We start from the raw sequence: 16,714 nt of genomic DNA on the forward strand, positions 1-16,714 counted from the left end.
TTTTCTTTTACCTTATCGCAAAGAAATTAGCTTTTTAGTATTATTAGTGCGAATTATTTTTACCTTTCAAAGCTGGAATGACAGTGGCAGAATTTGACGTATTCATGAAAAAGGGGTACAATCCCAAAATATGCAGTCGACATAGGATAGATAGCATAATGAAGTGTCATATAGTTACAAATAATACATGATAGAACGGATGAAAGATGATGCAGATAACAGAGAAACTGATTAAGCCTTTAACAGAGACTAAATATTTAAATGCGGATAATGTAGACCGGTATCGTTGCATTATGCGCATTTTTTTTGATAATTATGAGAAATTGCATTATTGGATGTATCAGGAGGATGTTTATCAGGAGATGATACAGAATTCCTATTTTGCAGATTACCGAATCGAACAGTGTCAGCAGGATCTCGCTATGCTGACATAATGGAAAAATCTGAATACTATACAGGATACAAGAAAGGTATCATCTATTGAAGAATTCAAAAATAAAAAGTTCCGTTATCAGATGTCCGAGTATAGCGTGGAGATTGAAAGATTAGTCTTACGTCTTGAAAACCTTCAGATAGAAGGTGCATCTTTAGAACCGACTTTGCTGGAACGTATACGGCAGAATATCAGTTTATTCGGTGATATGGCAAATCAGGATGCAGAACGTGTATATCTCTGGTGGAATGATCTGAATAACGATTTTGTAAGGTTAAATCAAAATTATCAGGATTACATCAGGGATTTAAACAGTGTGAAGGCTGAAGAAATGATGCGGACGAAAGAATTCCTGATCTTTAAGGATCGTCTGGTGGAATATTTAAGAAGTTTTATCAAAGGTCTGCAAAAGAATGTAGGTGTAATTGAAGAATATCTTCGTTTACTTACCTCAAATACATTATCAGAAGTTTTCGACAAAATTATCACATATGAATTTTCAATTCCCAGAATGGATGTAGAAATTACCAGGGAACAGATTGAAGAAAAAACAAAAGGACGTTATGAAAGTATTTATCACTGGTTTGTTCCTGAAAATGGACAGGAGAATGAAGCTGGGAAATTATTTGATGTGACAAATGATATTATTCACCGTATTACCAGATATGCCGCACAATTAAGCGAAAAAAATGCGTTAGGGGCAAACCGGAGAGAAGAATACCGCAAGGTTGCAGAAATATTCTTGAAATGTGAAGATATCAAAGAAGCACACCGGATGTCTTCCATGGTATTTGGAATAGAATCTCCTTATCATTTACAGGGAAATCTGGTGCGTAAAACCGATAGCATGAATTATGGTGTTTATGAAGAAGATCCATTAGAGATAAAATTAAAACCAAGAATCCGCTATTATAAAGAAAAAACGACACGTAGTACCATTAAAGACCGCAGTAATGAAAAAATACAGACCAGGCAGCAGATGATGCAGGCACATCAGGAAGAGATGCAGAAGATGAAACAGCTTGAAGAAAATGGACGGATAGATTTTTCAAAACTTCCGGTGATTGAGCCAAGAGTAAGGGAAATTCTTTTAAAATGGCTGTCTGATGCCTTTGAAGATGCAGATTATACTGCAAGAACAGATGATGGGCGGCAATATACGTTAGATCGGAGTATGGCAGATCAGACATGTACCGTAACCTGTGAAGATGGTAAATTTACTATGCCGAAGCTGGTAATTGTATTTATGGAGGAAGAAGCGTGAATGGATTAGAGATTTTGCTAAGCCGTCGGTGGATCTTAAAATCCGAAGATAAGGACTTATATTATAAGCTTCGGGATGAACTGGGTGAGATCCGCAAATTCGCATCCGATAAATTGGGATGTGTGATCACGGAAAATTCATTATTGATCAAGATGGAAAAAATACCTGCCGTAGCAGAACCATTTATGGGAATCAGAGAATTTAGTGCAAACGAAGAATATGCTTTTTTATGTATGCTGCTGATGTTTCTTGAAGATAAGGATGCACAGGAGCAGTTTATTTTGTCACAGCTGACAGAATATATTGCAGCAAATATGCCAAATGGCGTAGACTGGACAATGTATATCAACCGCAGAAGGCTGATACGTGTACTTCGTTATGCAGTAGATCAGGGAATGGTTGCAGTCACAGATGGAAGTGACGATGCGTTTATGGATGATGCTTATGGGGAAGTGCTTTATGAGAATACAGGTGCATCCAGATATTTTATGCGAAGTTTTACAAAAGATATCATGGAGTATACAAGACCGGAGGATTTTCATGAAAGTGACTGGTTTGACATAAATGAAGACCGTGGGATCGCCAGACGCCACCGGGTATATAAACGACTGGTATTTGCACCAGGGATGTTTTATGATACCGGAACAGAAGAAGATTTTTCCTATTTGAAATATTATGGGCATCGACTGGCTGAAGATCTTGAAAAAAATTTCGACTGTAGTGTGCAGATACATAGAGGCAGTGCTTGCGACACTTTAGATGCCCTGGCGATCTATCAGTTGATCCGTCCGCAGAATGCAAAATTTGTAACAGTAATGTCTTATATATGGAATGGAAAGAAAAAACAGATGCTGGATAATGAGGCAGAGGTTGAAAGTCATGGAAGAAAACTTAACTGGGAAAATGGAAGCTGAATGTGCAGCATATTTTAAGCAATATGCAGTGTTTGAAAAGATTTTAAAGGGTTTTAAAAATAAATATATTTCATTTGGAAAATTTGCCGGGACATTAAAACTTAAGGACATACCGGTAAAAGATGTTGAGGTCTTAGAAGGTTTCTTTGGACAGAATTTTCATGGGCAGAAAAGTATTTCCATATCAGCTGTAAAATTTGAAAAAGCATTAAATAACAGCCGCTTTCAGGGGATAGATATGCTGCGGCTGTTAGAAATCTATTTTGGTGAGAAGATAAGGACAAGAAAAGATGTAAGGGAAGAAAAAGAAAATACAAAAAGAAAAATTTTTCAAGAGGCTCTTAATGATTATGAAGAAACAGAAATGGAAGCTGTATTAGAAGATCTTACACAAATAATATGGGGAAAACGGACGAGTGACTTAGCAGAGTGGAAAAGACAGCTGTATCTTGCAGCAGATATTTATCAGGCGCTGCCTGTTAAAAAAGGGGAATATCTTTACCTTGCTGTTTTTGCTGCAGCGCTTACCGGAAATCCACATGCATTTGACAGAGGAGAAGCAGATGGGGATCTTTTATATAAGGTAGTACAGTATTATGCAGAAAAAAGAGGAAAATTACATCCTGATCAACAGATCTTTCCGGCATTTACAAGAAAAAACTATTATCTGAGTGCGGGAATTATGGTGGATGATGTTTCAAACTCTGTTATGGTATATGGTATACAGGCAGTTTTACAAAATGGAAAATTACATCCCGGTGTGCAGGGATTTTATGAAAATCGGGAGATGATGCAGATCCCATTGTCAGTGATCATGCAATGGAAAAAAGTAATTTGTCCCGGAAATGTGATGTACGTTGTGGAAAATCCTTCCGTTTTTGCCATGTTATGCAGACAAGAAGACATTGCGGTTATGTGTGTCAATGGACAGCCGAGAATGGCAGCATTGAAAGTTTTGGAATTATTGGCAGAATCAAATGCAAAAGTATATTATGGAGGTGATTTTGATCCGGAAGGTATTCTGATCGCCCAAAAGATAGCAATGTTTTACAAGGGTGAGTGTGAATTCTGGCACATGGATCCTGAGGATTATATGAAATGTTGTTCAGATACACAGATTTCCGGGAAAAGGTTAAAAAGTTTAGAAAAAATCACGGATCACAGACTTCTTCCGGTAGCTGTATGTATCCGCAGGGAAAAACGGGCAGGATATCAGGAAAGATTACTGATTGCAGAACGTTGACATACGTAATTTTTGAAAAATGTTACTGTCCACACCTGACAGTGTGACCAGCAACGATTACAGCCCATTTAAAATGCCTCTGCGAGGCAGGGGCTGTAATTACACAATAATTAACACTATGGTGCATAGCTTGACAGCGCGGTGTCAAGCTTGCGACAGAACAGTAACGAAAAATGAACAATTGTCAACCATATCAAAAAAGAGGTTGACAATCAAAGCGTATCTATGCTATATTTTCTATCGGACGATCATGAGTCTGAGATGTACTCCGTAATCTTCTGAAAACAGATTTCATCGGCTGGATTTCCGATATACGGTTTCGTTTCCAGGTTGTATATCAAAAATCAATTTTGAAATACTTTGTTTGGAAGCTTTTAAGAGTACATGAAAAAAGAAAAGGGGAGGCATACGATATGTCAACAGCAGCAACACCGGAAATCACAAGAAATAAAACACGGGATATGGTCTATATTGCGATTTTTGCAGTTCTGATTGCAATTTGTTCATGGATCTCCATTCCAACAACAGTACCATTTACTTTACAGACATTTGCAGTCTTTTTAGCAGTTGGAGTATTAGGTGGAAAAAGAGGAACACTTTCCATCTTGATCTATCTGTTATTAGGTGTGATCGGAGTACCTGTTTTTGCAGGATTTACAGGCGGGATCGGAATCGTACTCGGAACCACAGGAGGATATATCATCGGATTTTTATTTTCCGGCCTTATCATGTGGGCAATGGAACAGTTATTAGGTAAAAAAACATGGGTGTTAGCACTTTCCATGGTACTTGGATTATTAGTCTGCTACGCATTCGGAACCGCATGGTTCATGGTAGTATATGCAAAACAGGCAGGAGCTGTAGGGCTTTTAACAGCACTCGGCTGGTGCGTATTCCCATTTATCATACCGGATATCATCAAGATTGTATTAGCACTGGTGATCTGTAAAAGATTAGCCGGCATTATAAAGGCTGACTAAGCATGGATAAACAAGAATATCAGTATCGGATCAGGGCACATCATGGTATGTGCCTTGCATTTTTTAAAGGAAATGGTTATAGCAGTGGTTTTACAAAGCATATGGGTAATGTGAAATATGCTTTAGAGGAAAATCCGATGATTAAGGTTTTAGCAGATGAAGATGATATCTGTAAGGAGTGTCCGAATAAAGATATGAGCTGCGTTGCAGATGGAAAAGCTGCGGCATATGACAGGGAAGTGCTTTTAAGATGTCATATACAGCCTGGAGAAGTCATGCCATATTCAGAGTTTGCAAAGAAAGTATATGATTGTATATTATCTATAGGGACCAGGGAAGAAATTTGTGGAAACTGTAGGTGGAATGAACTGTGTCACTTTTAAAGTGGTGCAGTTTTTTCGTACGAAGAAATATCTTGCATACCCCTTCTATTACAAGTATAATAAAGGATAGGCAACAAATTCAAACCTAAGAGAATACGGTTAAGGAGAAGTAACGGTATGGCTGAACAGGAAAAGAAAGAGTTTGCATTTATCAAAGAAAAGATCAAAGAAAAGCCAGTGAATAAAAAGCGTTTGTTTAAGCATGGAATGTATACGGTGGGGTTTGCAGTGATATTCGGAGTAGTATCCTGCTTCGTATTTACGTGCCTGCGCCCGGTCATGGAGAACTGGCTGCATCCGAAGGCAGACTCAACGATCACGATCCCGGGGGATGAATGGTCAACAGAAGTAGAAACAGAGGAAAAGAAAGAACCGGCAGAGGAAACAGAACAGGCACCTGTTTTGGCAGAGGCACCACAGGCATCCGATACAGTAAGAAAACAGGAATTAGAATTATCGGATTATCAGATGCTCCAGAATAAAATCTATGCGATCGGAAAAGAAGCAAACCGCTCAGTTGTCACAGTGACAGGGGTAGTCAGTGATACAGACTGGTATAATAATGCATATGAAAGTGAAGGCCGGGCAGCAGGGATCATTATAGGTGATAATGGAAACGAACTGCTGATTTTAACAGAGCATAAAGTAGTAAAAGATGCCGGGACGATCAACGTAACTTTTATTGATGATGTGACAGTACAGGCATCTTTAAAAAAATATGACGGAAATACCGGAATCGCAATTCTTGCAATAGATCTCAAACAGTTAGAAGAAAACACCAAAAATAGCATTTCTTATGCAGTATTAGGAAGTTCATTGTCTGTTGCACAGGGAAATATTGCAATTGCGATTGGAAGTCCATTAGGTACAAATTATTCGATCGGTACAGGAAATATTACTTCTGTCGGAAATGTGATCCATACGGCAGATGCTACATATACCGTATTTACGACAGATATTGTGGGAAGCAGCAGCAGCAGCGGAGTACTTTTGAACCTGAACGGAGAAGTTGTCGGACTGGTTATGCAGGGGTACAGTAATGATGGGGCAGATAATACACTGACAGCAATCTCGATTTCAGAGTTAAAGCAGATCATAGAAATGTTGTCAAATGGAAAAGATATTCCTTATTTTGGATTAAAAGTAGTAACAGTAACAGATAAGATCGCAAATGACTATGACATTCCAAAAGGTGTTTATATCAAAGAAGTGATGATGGATTCACCGGCATGGGAAACAGGTCTGCAGAATGGTGATGTTATTGTCGGGATGGATGGAGAAGAGATTACTTCCGTAGAGGCATATCAGTCCAAATTATTGTCCTTAGAGCCGGGAAGTACGATCGAAGTAGCAGTAAAACGGCAGGGAATGAACGATTATCTTGGTGTAACCTGTAACGTAACCGTAGGAAAACTTCAATAACGGGGGAAAGTAGTTACAGTCCGCAGCTGTGAACTGTAACTAAAAATACGGTCAAAAATGCAGTAAAGACAGAAAAAGGAGCAGCAGAATGAAGTATATTGAAACATTTCGTGAGGGAGAGCGCATCAGCGAGATTTTTCTTTGCAAACATAAACAATCAGCAGTCACGAAAAATGGCAAACCATATGAAACAGTGATCTTACAGGATAAAACAGGAACGCTGGATGCTAAGATCTGGGAACCGGATTCTTCAGGAATCGAAGATTTTGATGCATTAGAGTACATCCTTGTCATGGGCGATGTTACCAGTTTTCAGGGAGCATTGCAATTAAATGTGAAACGTGTCCGCAAAGCACAGGAAGGTGAGTATGATCCAAAAGACTATCTTCCGGTCAGCAGTCGTGATGTCGATGAAATGTATGAAGAATTAAAAGGATATATCTCCGGCATTACCAATCCATATCTGCAAAAACTTTTAGCAGGATTTTTCTTAGAAGATGAAGAATTTATCAGCCGGTTCAAATTTCATTCAGCCGCAAAAAGTGTACATCATGGATTTGTAGGAGGATTGTTAGAGCATACCTTAGGCGTTACAAAACTTTGCGATGCATTTTCAAAACAGTACCCGATCTTAAACCGTGATCTTTTACTGACAGCGGCTATATTCCACGATATCGGAAAACTAGAAGAATTATCTGCGTTTCCGGAAAATGATTATACCGATGAGGGACAGCTGTTAGGTCATATCATGATAGGAGCAGAGTGGGTGTCAGAGCATATGCGTCTGATTCCGGATTTTCCAAGAAAATTAGGAAATGAGTTAAAGCACTGCATTTTGGCACATCATGGAGAATTAGAGTATGGTTCTCCGAAAAAGCCGGCATTGATCGAAGCAGTTGCGCTTAATTTTGCAGATAATGTAGATGCAAAAATGGAAACATTAAAAGAAGCATTTGCAAATGTACCGGATGGCAATACAGAATGGTTAGGATATAATAGGCTTTTAGAATCAAACATCCGCAAAACAAGTAAATAGGAGTAGTTATGCAGAAGAATGATTTTATAGAATTAGTCATTGAAGATATTAGTACGGAAGGAGCAGGGATCGGTAAATATGATGGAATGACATTTTTTATAAAAGATGCCATTATTGGAGATCGGATCCTTGCTAAGATCATAAAATTAAAAAAGACATACGGCTATGCACGTTTGATGGAAATTAAGGAGGCTTCCCCCTATCGGGTGGAGCCCCGTTGTATTTATGCCCGTTCCTGTGGCGGCTGCCAGATCCAGGAAATGGACTATCAGAGCCAGTTGGAATTTAAGCAGCGGAAAGTACGGGGAAATCTGATCCGTTTGGGCGGTTTTAAGGAATCAGAGATCGATCAGCTGATGGAACCGATCGTAGGCATGGACTATCCATTTGCCTACCGGAACAAAGCACAGTTTCCGGTAGGGGTAAATGCAAAAGGTGAAATTGTCACCGGATTTTATGCAGGAAGAACCCATACGATCATTGCAAATACAAATTGTGCACTAGGAGCAGCAGTTAATGAGAAAATTTTGCAGAATGTACTTACATATATGAAAGAAACAAATACATCTGCGTATGATGAAAAAACAGGAAAAGGACTTGTACGTCACATTCTGATCCGCTATGGTTTTGATTCCAAAGAGATCATGGTCTGTCTTATCATCAATGGAAGAAAGCTGCCATCAGCAGATGTTCTTGTTGGAAAATTGTGTACAATTAATGGAATGAAAAGCATTTCCATCAATCGCAATCAGGAAAAAACAAATGTGATCTTAGGAAATGAAACCACAACCATCTGGGGAGAGCCGACGATCACAGATACTTTGTATCTTCGTAATACAGAGGATTTTAGCCGTTTGGAAGAACATACCAGTTACCAGATCTCACCACAGTCTTTTTATCAGGTCAATCCGGTGCAGACAGAAAAATTGTATTCACTTGCACTTGCGTATGCAGGTTTGACAGGAAAGGAAACCGTCTGGGATCTCTATTGCGGGATAGGAACCATTTCGTTATTCCTTGCCCGTCATGCAAAACAGGTATATGGAGTCGAGATCATTCCACAGGCGATTGAAGATGCCAGGAAAAATGCCAGATTAAATCATATTTCCAATACGGTATTTTTTGTCGGAAAAGCCGAAGAAGTCTTACCGGCTTTCTATGAAAAAGAAAAGACTGCATCCGATGTAAATGCAGATATGTGCCATCCGGATGTGATCGTTGTTGATCCACCACGAAAAGGCTGTGATGAAAAATGCCTTGCCACGATGCTAAAGATGCAGCCGGAGAAGATCGTGTATGTAAGCTGTGATTCGGCGACCTTAGCCAGAGATCTCAAGGTGCTGTGTGCCGGTGGGTATGAAGTGAAGAGAGTGCGGGCGGTGGATCAGTTTGGGATGACGGTGCATGTGGAGTCGGTAGTTCTGATGCAGTATTGTGGAAAATAAGAAAAATAGGCATGTTAGACCACAAGATGTTGTGGTTTGAGGGCAAAAATTGGAGCAAAAAATGACCAGTTTTTGCCCTATTTTTTTCCACGTTTTTATAGATGCATAGAGGCAAAAAAGAGATTTTTAAGTATTTTGGGACAAAATTCAGAGAAAGGAAAAGAAACAGGGATGGAGAAAAAGCAGCACCCAAGTTACGGAATGATTCGGTTTGCAAGGTCCTCAATCGGTGGTTCAGGAACGGCATTGTTTGGAAGTTCCATCATGCATAATAATGTCATACGCCTGTCCATTTCAAAAGGCATGATGGAAAGGGAGGGCAACGAGGACTGGTTTTTGGCAGGGACAGACATCAATGACATGATCGTTGAGGTGGAGATGTCCTATACACAGTTTGCCGAAGCAATCACATCACTTAACATTGGAGAGGGGATACCGGTTACCATTACAAAAGTGAATGGGACATTCGTTGAACCATGCCCATACAGTGACAGGCAGAAAGTAATGCGCCGGGAAGTGGATGAAGCAACCCGTGACTTGGTGCGGCAACTGGAAAAGAGGTCAGAGGAGATTGAAAAACTTCTGGATGAGAAACGTGTCCTGAGCAGGGAGGACCGGAGAAATATCGTCTCGACATTGAAAAATGTACGGCAGGAGTTAAAAAGTAATATCCCCTATCTGCAGAAACTGTTTGCTGAACAGATGGATAAAACCGTGACAGAGGCGAAAGGGGAGTTTGAAACTTACCTGCAGAACAAGATGAACAGCATTGCACTTGCAGCAATTTCAGAACAGATGAAGCAGGAGGAAATCAGTTTAAACAGAAACATGATACCGGAACTGGAAGTACAGGAGGGCGGGGAAGAGGCAGGGGAGATGGAAGCGGGAATGCAGATGAACATGTAAGGCAGTACTTATTTTAGAAATGAAATGGGTGCTGTCTTTTTTTATGGAAAAAGAAAGGAGACAGATTTGATGTCGGGATTTTTTTGCAACAGTCCAAGACTGCAGTTATTAGAACGGCAGATGCGCCAGCCGCCGGGATATCGTCCCAGAGGGCAGGGGTGGATGTTTGACATGGAAGAGTGGAAAAGCAGGGGAAATTATTCGGAGATTGTGGACTGTGTCATCAGCCGGATGCAGATGGAACACTTAAAGAAAAGGATACAGGAGGTATTTGGAAACGCAGAAAAGGAACTGATTTTTTATGACAGCAGGCACAGAAACGATTTTTCTTCCCTGCTGCTTGGCAGACGGAAAAAGAACCTGTGCGGACTTCCGAATTATGCCGCCGCAGTATTTCTTCTGTCTGCAGATGAAAACCTGTGGGAGAAAGTTTCTAAGCAGGTGCTGGATACGGGGATTTATTTTGACCGCATCCGGCTTGGCAGCGTTGCGCTGGAACAATATATCCTGTTCCATGCGGCAAGGGATGTGTATCTGGGGACAAAGCATATCCGGCTGTCGGAGCTGACCGACAGGGAATTGATACCGGATGAAATCTTAAGGCTCATCGTCAATGCATTCGTGATGGAAAGGTATGGGGTGGACATCGTAGAACGGGAGGTGTGGAATGAAGATTAGAGCAAAAAATGGGGGACAGACTGTAGATATAACTCTGCCGGCAACGGACATGGACATGCAGTATTGCATGAAATGTATCGGGATAGAAGATATTGTACCGGTATGCTGTATCAGTGAGGTGTGGGATGAACCGTCCTATTTTGGGTTCCTGAAAGGCCAGACAGTCAGCATGGACGAACTTAATTTCTTAGCCAGAAGGCTGGATGGAATGACGGAATACGAAAAAAGAGTGGTGGGTGTCTACAGCAGTGAAACAGGCATCCGGGAAATGAAACAACTGATCAACCTGACTTACAGCCTGCAGGGACTGTCCCTGCTCACAGACTTAACGGATGGAAACCGTGTCGGGCTGAGACTTTATCTGGACCGGCATCTTGCAATCTCAGAAGAAGAAAAGAGCAAAATGGATTTTAACGCATATGCGCAGAAGATTTTTTCAGAAGGAAAATGTAAGTTCCTGCCACATGGGATACTGGTAGATCAGGGATTCCAGATGGAGGAGGTCTATAACGGAAAAACCTTTCCAGAATACATCGACAGACCGGATGAAACCGTGGCGGTTTTATCTCTTGAAAATGAGGCAGGGGATAAGGAATACCTTTATCTTCCAACGGACATCAGTGCCATGGATAAGGTAAAGAAAAGACTCAACATCGCAGCATTTGCTGAAGGCATTGTGAACGGGATAGAAAATATCCGGCTGCCGGAAAGCATCCTTCCTTCCCCGGAAGATATGTGTATGTCTCTGCAGGGTGATGTCCAGAAACTGACTCTTTTTAATGAGATGTGCCAGACCGTCAGCTGTTTTGATGAAGCAAAAATGGACCGGCTTGCAATGGCGGCAGGATTCGTGGGGACAAGTGAATTTACTGATATCACTTACATCGCAAAGCATCTGGATGAATTTGAAATACATCCGCAGATACATACGGATAAAGAGTATGGGGAATTTCTGGTTAAAGAAGCGGGGATGTTTGAAGTTGATGAACTTCTCCTGCCGCATATTGATTATGCCGGGGTTGCCCGTGATAAAAGACAGGCAACGATGGCAGACAGCGGATTTATTCCAGAGGGCTTTGTTGGCACGCAGAGGGCGATCCATGAGTATCAGGAATATCAGGGGGAATTTGCCGATCTGCTTGAAAAAAACGGGATACCCTGTGAAACGTTCTGCCTTTACAGTTCGCTGGCAGGGATGATGTATCAGGATGGAGAGGAGCAGGAAACGCTGTACCGGAGTGAACTGGCAGATTATGAGGAACAAATCCAGAAAGCCATCCTCAAAGAAAGGCATGTGGAAGAAGAGCCGAGGGGACTCATGCATTATTTTGACGGGAACAGACAGGTGGCTGCAAAAGTGATCAGTGCATTTCCGAGAGTGCAGAACATCCGGGGAGAACTGTTCGGAGTTCTGGAATGCAGTATCTGCCAGCCTCTGACGCAGAGTGAAATCTATGAACTGAAAAATTTCTGGGACGGACAGATGAGTGACGGCTGGGGAGAAGGCTTTGAACAAAGACCAATCTATACGAGGGAGGGAGAACTGTATGTCAGTTTTTGTGCAGATAAAAGATACTGGGGCATCATGACGGAGGAGGAACTGGACAGAGTCTGGAATCATGGCATGACTCAGACTCTGTAAAAAAATAATATTCTGCTGGATATGTGCTGGTGTATGTAGTATTGTGTGTCCCAAAGAAACCAAGGAGGCAAACAGATGAAATTGGATGATACAGTCATGGTGCAGTTTTTTGGGGAGCTTATCGAATCATACCGCCAACAGATCATGGATCAGGAAGAGGCAAGGGAACTTTCAAAGAAGGAAAAAAAGTTCCTGGCAGACTTAAGAAAAGAACTGGAGCTGTCAAACCCACAAGCGTACAGGATGGTGACAGAACTTTTTGGATGCATGTTAGATATCAGCCAGATAAAACAGGAACAGCTTTATATACAGGGAATAAAGGATGGGATACGGATCAGAAAACTGGTAAAAGAAATCGAGGAAGGTGAGGAATGTTAAGAAGGGAACAGATAGAACGACTGAAGGAAAGATATCCTGCGGGTACCGTGGTCAGGCTGGGGCAGATGGAGGGAGAACACCAGATGCCGTCCGGCATGGAGGGAAAAGTAACCGGCGTGGATGATATCGGACAAATCCATGTGGAATGGGAAAATGGAAGCACGCTGGCTCTGAATGTGGAAGAGGATGATTTTACTGTTGTTCCGCAGAAGGAAACCATAGCTGAAAAGAAATGCAGGGAGTTTTTAGGGAAAGTAAATGAGATATTAAAAGAAACAGATTTCTATCGGCTGAATGTGTCATGCAATGGAGGGGACACCGCCTATGCTGCCGAAAAGCTGCTTGCCATGCATCAGGCATTTGAAACCGTGTACGGGGAAGGATATGTGGATGAAGCGTATGGGATGGTGATGATGCCAGCAGTGGTCTGCGGAAGAGATTCCGGCATACGCACACTGGCACTTGTCACGCTTGATCTGGAGTCTTCCGGGGAACACTTCGGAACGATTTTCATGACGCCGGGCGGCTTGCTGGAGCAGGGAAGCAGCTCTTTGAGTGAAAAACAGAAACAGGCACTGGCAGAGTATTATATCCCATACGACTACTGGTACACGCCGCTTGTGGAAAGGGACCATCATGTGGATTTTACACAGATGCCGGAAGAGGTGGCAGACATCCTCAGGATGGTGGACGAACTGCTGGTGGAAGGGGAGGCTTTCCATATGAATGAACAAAAATAGGAGGAAAAAAATTTGAACAGCATCATAAGCTGGGTTGGCGGCAAGAAGGCACTGCGCGATCTGATCTATTTGCGCATGCCGAAAAACTATGACCGCTACATAGAAGTATTTGGCGGTGGCGGCTGGGTTTTATTCGGGAAACCGCCGGATAAATGCATGGAGGTTTACAATGATTTTAATTCAAATCTTGCAAACCTCTTTTATTGTGTCAAGGAAAGACCAATGGCACTGCTTCGGGAATTGTCCTTCCTGCCGCTCAACTCCAGAGATGAATTTACAACGCTGCGGAAATTTCTGACCATGGAAGAATTTAAGAGTGAACATCTTGCAGAAGAATTAGAGATTGCAACGCACTTCTTAAAAGAACCGGAGGCGGCAGAAATCCGTGACATCCTCATGGAGCGTGCCGCAGTAGGGGATGTGAAGAGGGCGGCGGCATTCTATAAGATTATCCGTTACAGCTATGGAAGCGGATGCACCTCTTATGGCTGCCAGCCTTTTGACATACGCAAAACCTTTACCATCATCTGGGAGGCAAACCGCAGGCTGAAGGATACCGTGATCGAGAATAAGGATTTTGAGGCACTCATCCGTCAATATGACAGACCGAATGCCTTTTTTTATTGCGATCCGCCGTATTTTGAAACCGAAGGACACTATGAGGTGGTGTTCCGCAAGGAAGATCATGTGAGGCTCAGGGATACCTTAAAAGGCATACAGGGAAAATTCATGGTTTCCTATAACGACTGTGCCTATATCCGTGAGCTGTATCAGGACTTCCAGATTGAAGCGGTGACAAGAATCAACAACCTTGCACAGAGGTATGACAACGGAAGTGAGTTCCCGGAAGTGCTGATTGCCAACTATGACATGGAGGAAAGAAAAAAAAGCATGCCGATGCAGATGAATCTGTTTGAACTGTACGGGGAACAGAAAACGGTCCGGTGGAAGGGAAAGGAGACAGAGGAAGAGCCACAGGACACATAAAAAAGGAAAGAAGGAGGAAAACATGCTTCAGTTAGTAGAAATGGAAGGAAAGATGACGGAAAACGGATGTATTGAGATTCCCGCAGTGGTGTTAGAGCAGGCTGGTATCTGTACAGGTGACACCGTGAAACTTGTGTATATGGCAGAGGACGGGGAACTTAAGAACACGGCAAAGGAGTTCCTGCTTGCAAGGGCAGGACAGGATGTGGCAGAGGAACTGGCAAAGGAGGAAAACATTGCGTTCCAGATACCGGAAGAATTATTAAGGGATGCCGGAATCCCGATGGACGCAGACCTTGATATTGTGTGTCAGGAAGGACGCATTATCATTCTGCCGTCAGAACTTGTGCAGGGGACGAAAGTGCCGGAGGAACTGCTTGCCATCTGCAGGGAGCTTGGCATCACGGAGGATAAGGTAAACATCATCTTGCGGACCACAGAGGAGGGAACGGATGAAAAAACCGGTGTATAAGCTGTTAGACGAAAAAGGACGCATCCTGATCCCGAAAGAATTCCGCCAGATGGCAGAGCTTGAGAGCGGGGATATCGTAAAGCTGTCCGTGAGCAGTGGAAAGATCATGGTATCCAAAGTAGATATCGTGGAGATGGGGAGTCAGGACCCGCAGGCAGTGGAAGCGTATGTAAATGCGGCGGTAAAACATATGAGTCCGGCAAAACAGGTGGCACTTGCGGCAAGGATTCTGAAATTCGCACAGCAGGAGGGAGGTACGGATTGTTAAGAAATAAGTACAGGGCATTTGAAATCAGGGACGATCAGGTCAGCCAGACGCTGGTGGACGGGAATCTCTGCTCCATTGCAGAATTTATCCGGCACTGCAGTGAGGGAAGCATCATCACCCTGCACACCATGGAGGGCGAACCGTTTTTGATCGGACTCTCCAAGATGTTTGTATTCTGCGGAGACAAGGCATTCTTAGACAGGCAGTTGATCCCTTACCTGCGCAGCATGGGTGGGGAAAGCGTATGAAAAGAATTTATGTTCAGAACGGGATCGTATTTTTTTATGGGAATCCGGCTGGCTATCTGGGAGATGGGAAAGCAGTCATCGACTGCATGTTCCAGAAAGAGGAGCTGGTTTCGTTTGTGAAAGAACTGGGGTTTTTGGAACACGTATTCCGTGAGGGTGTGTATGACCGGCTGTCGGAGGGAGGTGGTGTCAAAGAGACAGCGGAGACCAGCATCGGGGAAGGGAGGAGGCTTAGAATCTATCAACTGGGACAGGACAGTCCGATCATGATGCGGTTTATCAGTCTGGCAGAGAGAAAAAAGAGAGGGTATGACAGACCGCGCAGGGAGGAATATGTCAGAGTCTATGAGGGGGAGATAGAAAACTATAGTCTGGAGGAAGTCTGGGAAAAATACGGACGAAGAGTACCGGAAGGGTTTCAGGGACATGCATTGTCCATTTCGGATGTGATCGAGTTTGCGGATGGGGAAAACAGCCGCTTTTTCTACATCGAACCATCCGGGTATGAGGAAATCAGATTTTAACAAGGAGGATCATTATGCCAAAGGCAAAAACTGCCCAGAGCCGGGCAGAAACCACAGAACAGCACGCGCCATCCGGAGCAGGGAACAAAGAAAACACCCCGCTCCAGTTTGATGTGCGCATCCAGTCCATCCGTCCGGGGGACAGCATCAAGGGAACGGCATCCGTAAACATCAACGGGGCATTTGCAATCCGGGGTGTCAAGATCATTGAGGGAAGCAATGGACTGTTTGTTTCCATGCCAAGCTATAAGGCTGGGAATGAGTACAAGGACATCTGTTTTCCTATCACGCAGGAATGCAGAAAACAGCTCCATGAAGCAGTCATCGGAGCTTATGAGCAGGCAATTTCGCAGGGGCAGGATACGGTAGCAAAGCATCATGGGATGCAGGCACCGGAAGGACAGCCGATGGAGATGGCAGGAATGTAACAGGATAAAACCAGAGAACATAGAGCAGACCGCACAGAAACGGTCCGGCAGATCATGAGAAAAATTGGAGGAAAAAAATATGAGAAATATGATGAAAAAAGCAGCACAGAATGTAAAGGCAGTTGCCGTGAGAGCAGGGATGTTAATGAAGGATACCAAGGGCGAGAACTATGTGGATACGGCGGTCAAAATCCTGATCGCAGTCGTTCTCGGCGCACTGCTCCTGGCAGGTCTTTATGCACTCTTCGGGGATGTGGTGATGCCTACCCTTACCCAGAGGATTCAGGACATGTTCAACTATGCAGGATAAGGAACACCGGTCC

18 protein-coding genes and 3 pseudogenes are annotated in these 16,714 nt (G+C 42.9%); all 21 read left to right on the forward strand.

Annotated elements, in window-relative coordinates; all coding sequences use genetic code 11:
- Positions 1-209: 209 nt before the first annotated feature.
- The 21 genes and pseudogenes from H8S17_RS09700 to H8S17_RS09795 all read left to right on the forward strand — a co-directional run bounded on the left by H8S17_RS09700 (position 210) and on the right by H8S17_RS09795 (position 16,701).
- Positions 210-1,697 (forward strand): annotated as a pseudogene (locus tag H8S17_RS09700) (TIGR02677 family protein).
- A complete protein-coding gene (locus H8S17_RS09705; protein WP_186867169.1) occupies positions 1,694-2,611 on the forward strand; it encodes a TIGR02678 family protein in 918 nt (305 codons plus the stop codon). Before H8S17_RS09700 ends, H8S17_RS09705 begins: the two are co-directional and overlap by 4 nt.
- Positions 2,577-3,854 carry a TIGR02679 domain-containing protein gene (locus H8S17_RS09710; protein WP_186867170.1) on the forward strand — a complete coding sequence of 426 codons (1,278 nt, stop codon included), beginning with the start codon at positions 2,577-2,579 and terminating at the stop codon, positions 3,852-3,854. The genes H8S17_RS09705 and H8S17_RS09710 overlap by 35 nt, the downstream gene beginning before the upstream one ends.
- Before the next feature lie 413 nt (positions 3,855-4,267).
- A complete protein-coding gene (locus H8S17_RS09715) occupies positions 4,268-4,834 on the forward strand; it encodes a biotin transporter BioY (RefSeq protein ID WP_186867171.1) in 567 nt (188 codons plus the stop codon).
- A gap of 2 nt (positions 4,835-4,836) precedes the next feature.
- Positions 4,837-5,217: a DUF1284 domain-containing protein gene (locus H8S17_RS09720; RefSeq protein ID WP_186867172.1), complete on the forward strand. Its 381-nt coding sequence runs from the start codon at positions 4,837-4,839 to the stop codon at positions 5,215-5,217.
- A gap of 117 nt (positions 5,218-5,334) precedes the next feature.
- Positions 5,335-6,639: a S1C family serine protease gene (locus tag H8S17_RS09725; protein ID WP_186867173.1), complete on the forward strand. Its 1,305-nt coding sequence runs from the start codon at positions 5,335-5,337 to the stop codon at positions 6,637-6,639.
- A gap of 88 nt (positions 6,640-6,727) precedes the next feature.
- Positions 6,728-7,675 carry a 3'-5' exoribonuclease YhaM family protein gene (locus H8S17_RS09730; protein WP_186867174.1) on the forward strand — a complete coding sequence of 316 codons (948 nt, stop codon included), beginning with the start codon at positions 6,728-6,730 and terminating at the stop codon, positions 7,673-7,675.
- A gap of 8 nt (positions 7,676-7,683) precedes the next feature.
- Complete coding sequence (rlmD, locus tag H8S17_RS09735) at positions 7,684-9,120, forward strand: 23S rRNA (uracil(1939)-C(5))-methyltransferase RlmD (protein WP_186867175.1); 1,437 nt, start codon at positions 7,684-7,686, stop codon at positions 9,118-9,120.
- A gap of 171 nt (positions 9,121-9,291) precedes the next feature.
- Complete coding sequence (locus tag H8S17_RS09740) at positions 9,292-10,026, forward strand: hypothetical protein (RefSeq protein WP_243238039.1); 735 nt, start codon at positions 9,292-9,294, stop codon at positions 10,024-10,026.
- A gap of 69 nt (positions 10,027-10,095) precedes the next feature.
- Positions 10,096-10,704, forward strand: coding sequence for a hypothetical protein (locus H8S17_RS09745; RefSeq protein ID WP_243238040.1), 609 nt, complete (start codon positions 10,096-10,098; stop codon positions 10,702-10,704).
- The gene (locus H8S17_RS09750; protein ID WP_186867177.1) at positions 10,694-12,346 is read left to right on the forward strand and encodes a hypothetical protein; all 1,653 of its coding nucleotides are present in this window, start codon (positions 10,694-10,696) and stop codon (positions 12,344-12,346) included. Before H8S17_RS09745 ends, H8S17_RS09750 begins: the two co-directional genes overlap by 11 nt.
- 75 nt (positions 12,347-12,421) lie before the next feature.
- Positions 12,422-12,724: a hypothetical protein gene (locus H8S17_RS09755; RefSeq protein WP_015522554.1), complete on the forward strand. Its 303-nt coding sequence runs from the start codon at positions 12,422-12,424 to the stop codon at positions 12,722-12,724.
- Positions 12,718-12,915 (forward strand): annotated as a pseudogene (locus H8S17_RS17260) (DUF4314 domain-containing protein); the annotation flags it as partial. The gene H8S17_RS09755 and the pseudogene H8S17_RS17260, both read left to right, overlap by 7 nt.
- Positions 12,916-13,212: 297 nt before the next feature.
- Positions 13,213-13,305: pseudogene (locus tag H8S17_RS17265) on the forward strand (DUF4314 domain-containing protein); the annotation flags it as partial.
- Positions 13,306-13,476: 171 nt separating this feature from the next.
- A complete protein-coding gene (locus tag H8S17_RS09765) occupies positions 13,477-14,451 on the forward strand; it encodes a DNA adenine methylase (protein WP_118413067.1) in 975 nt (324 codons plus the stop codon).
- A gap of 22 nt (positions 14,452-14,473) precedes the next feature.
- Positions 14,474-14,923: a hypothetical protein gene (locus tag H8S17_RS09770; protein ID WP_118265893.1), complete on the forward strand. Its 450-nt coding sequence runs from the start codon at positions 14,474-14,476 to the stop codon at positions 14,921-14,923.
- Complete coding sequence (locus H8S17_RS09775) at positions 14,904-15,191, forward strand: AbrB/MazE/SpoVT family DNA-binding domain-containing protein (RefSeq protein WP_007886400.1); 288 nt, start codon at positions 14,904-14,906, stop codon at positions 15,189-15,191. The genes H8S17_RS09770 and H8S17_RS09775 overlap by 20 nt, the downstream gene beginning before the upstream one ends.
- Positions 15,185-15,439, forward strand: a complete 255-nt coding sequence (locus tag H8S17_RS09780; RefSeq protein WP_118413065.1) for a hypothetical protein — start codon at positions 15,185-15,187, stop codon at positions 15,437-15,439. Before H8S17_RS09775 ends, H8S17_RS09780 begins: the two co-directional genes overlap by 7 nt.
- Positions 15,436-15,963, forward strand: a complete 528-nt coding sequence (locus H8S17_RS09785; protein WP_118413064.1) for a YodL domain-containing protein — start codon at positions 15,436-15,438, stop codon at positions 15,961-15,963. Before H8S17_RS09780 ends, H8S17_RS09785 begins: the two co-directional genes overlap by 4 nt.
- Positions 15,964-15,977: 14 nt before the next feature.
- A complete protein-coding gene (locus tag H8S17_RS09790; RefSeq protein ID WP_118265897.1) occupies positions 15,978-16,391 on the forward strand; it encodes a SpoVG family protein in 414 nt (137 codons plus the stop codon).
- Between the two features lie 79 nt (positions 16,392-16,470).
- Positions 16,471-16,701, forward strand: a complete 231-nt coding sequence (locus H8S17_RS09795; RefSeq protein ID WP_007886404.1) for a DUF6133 family protein — start codon at positions 16,471-16,473, stop codon at positions 16,699-16,701.
- Positions 16,702-16,714 lie beyond the last annotated feature (13 nt).

This window comes from Roseburia zhanii, assembly GCF_014287635.1.
GTDB classification, from domain to species: Bacteria; Bacillota; Clostridia; order Lachnospirales; family Lachnospiraceae; genus Roseburia_B; species Roseburia_B zhanii.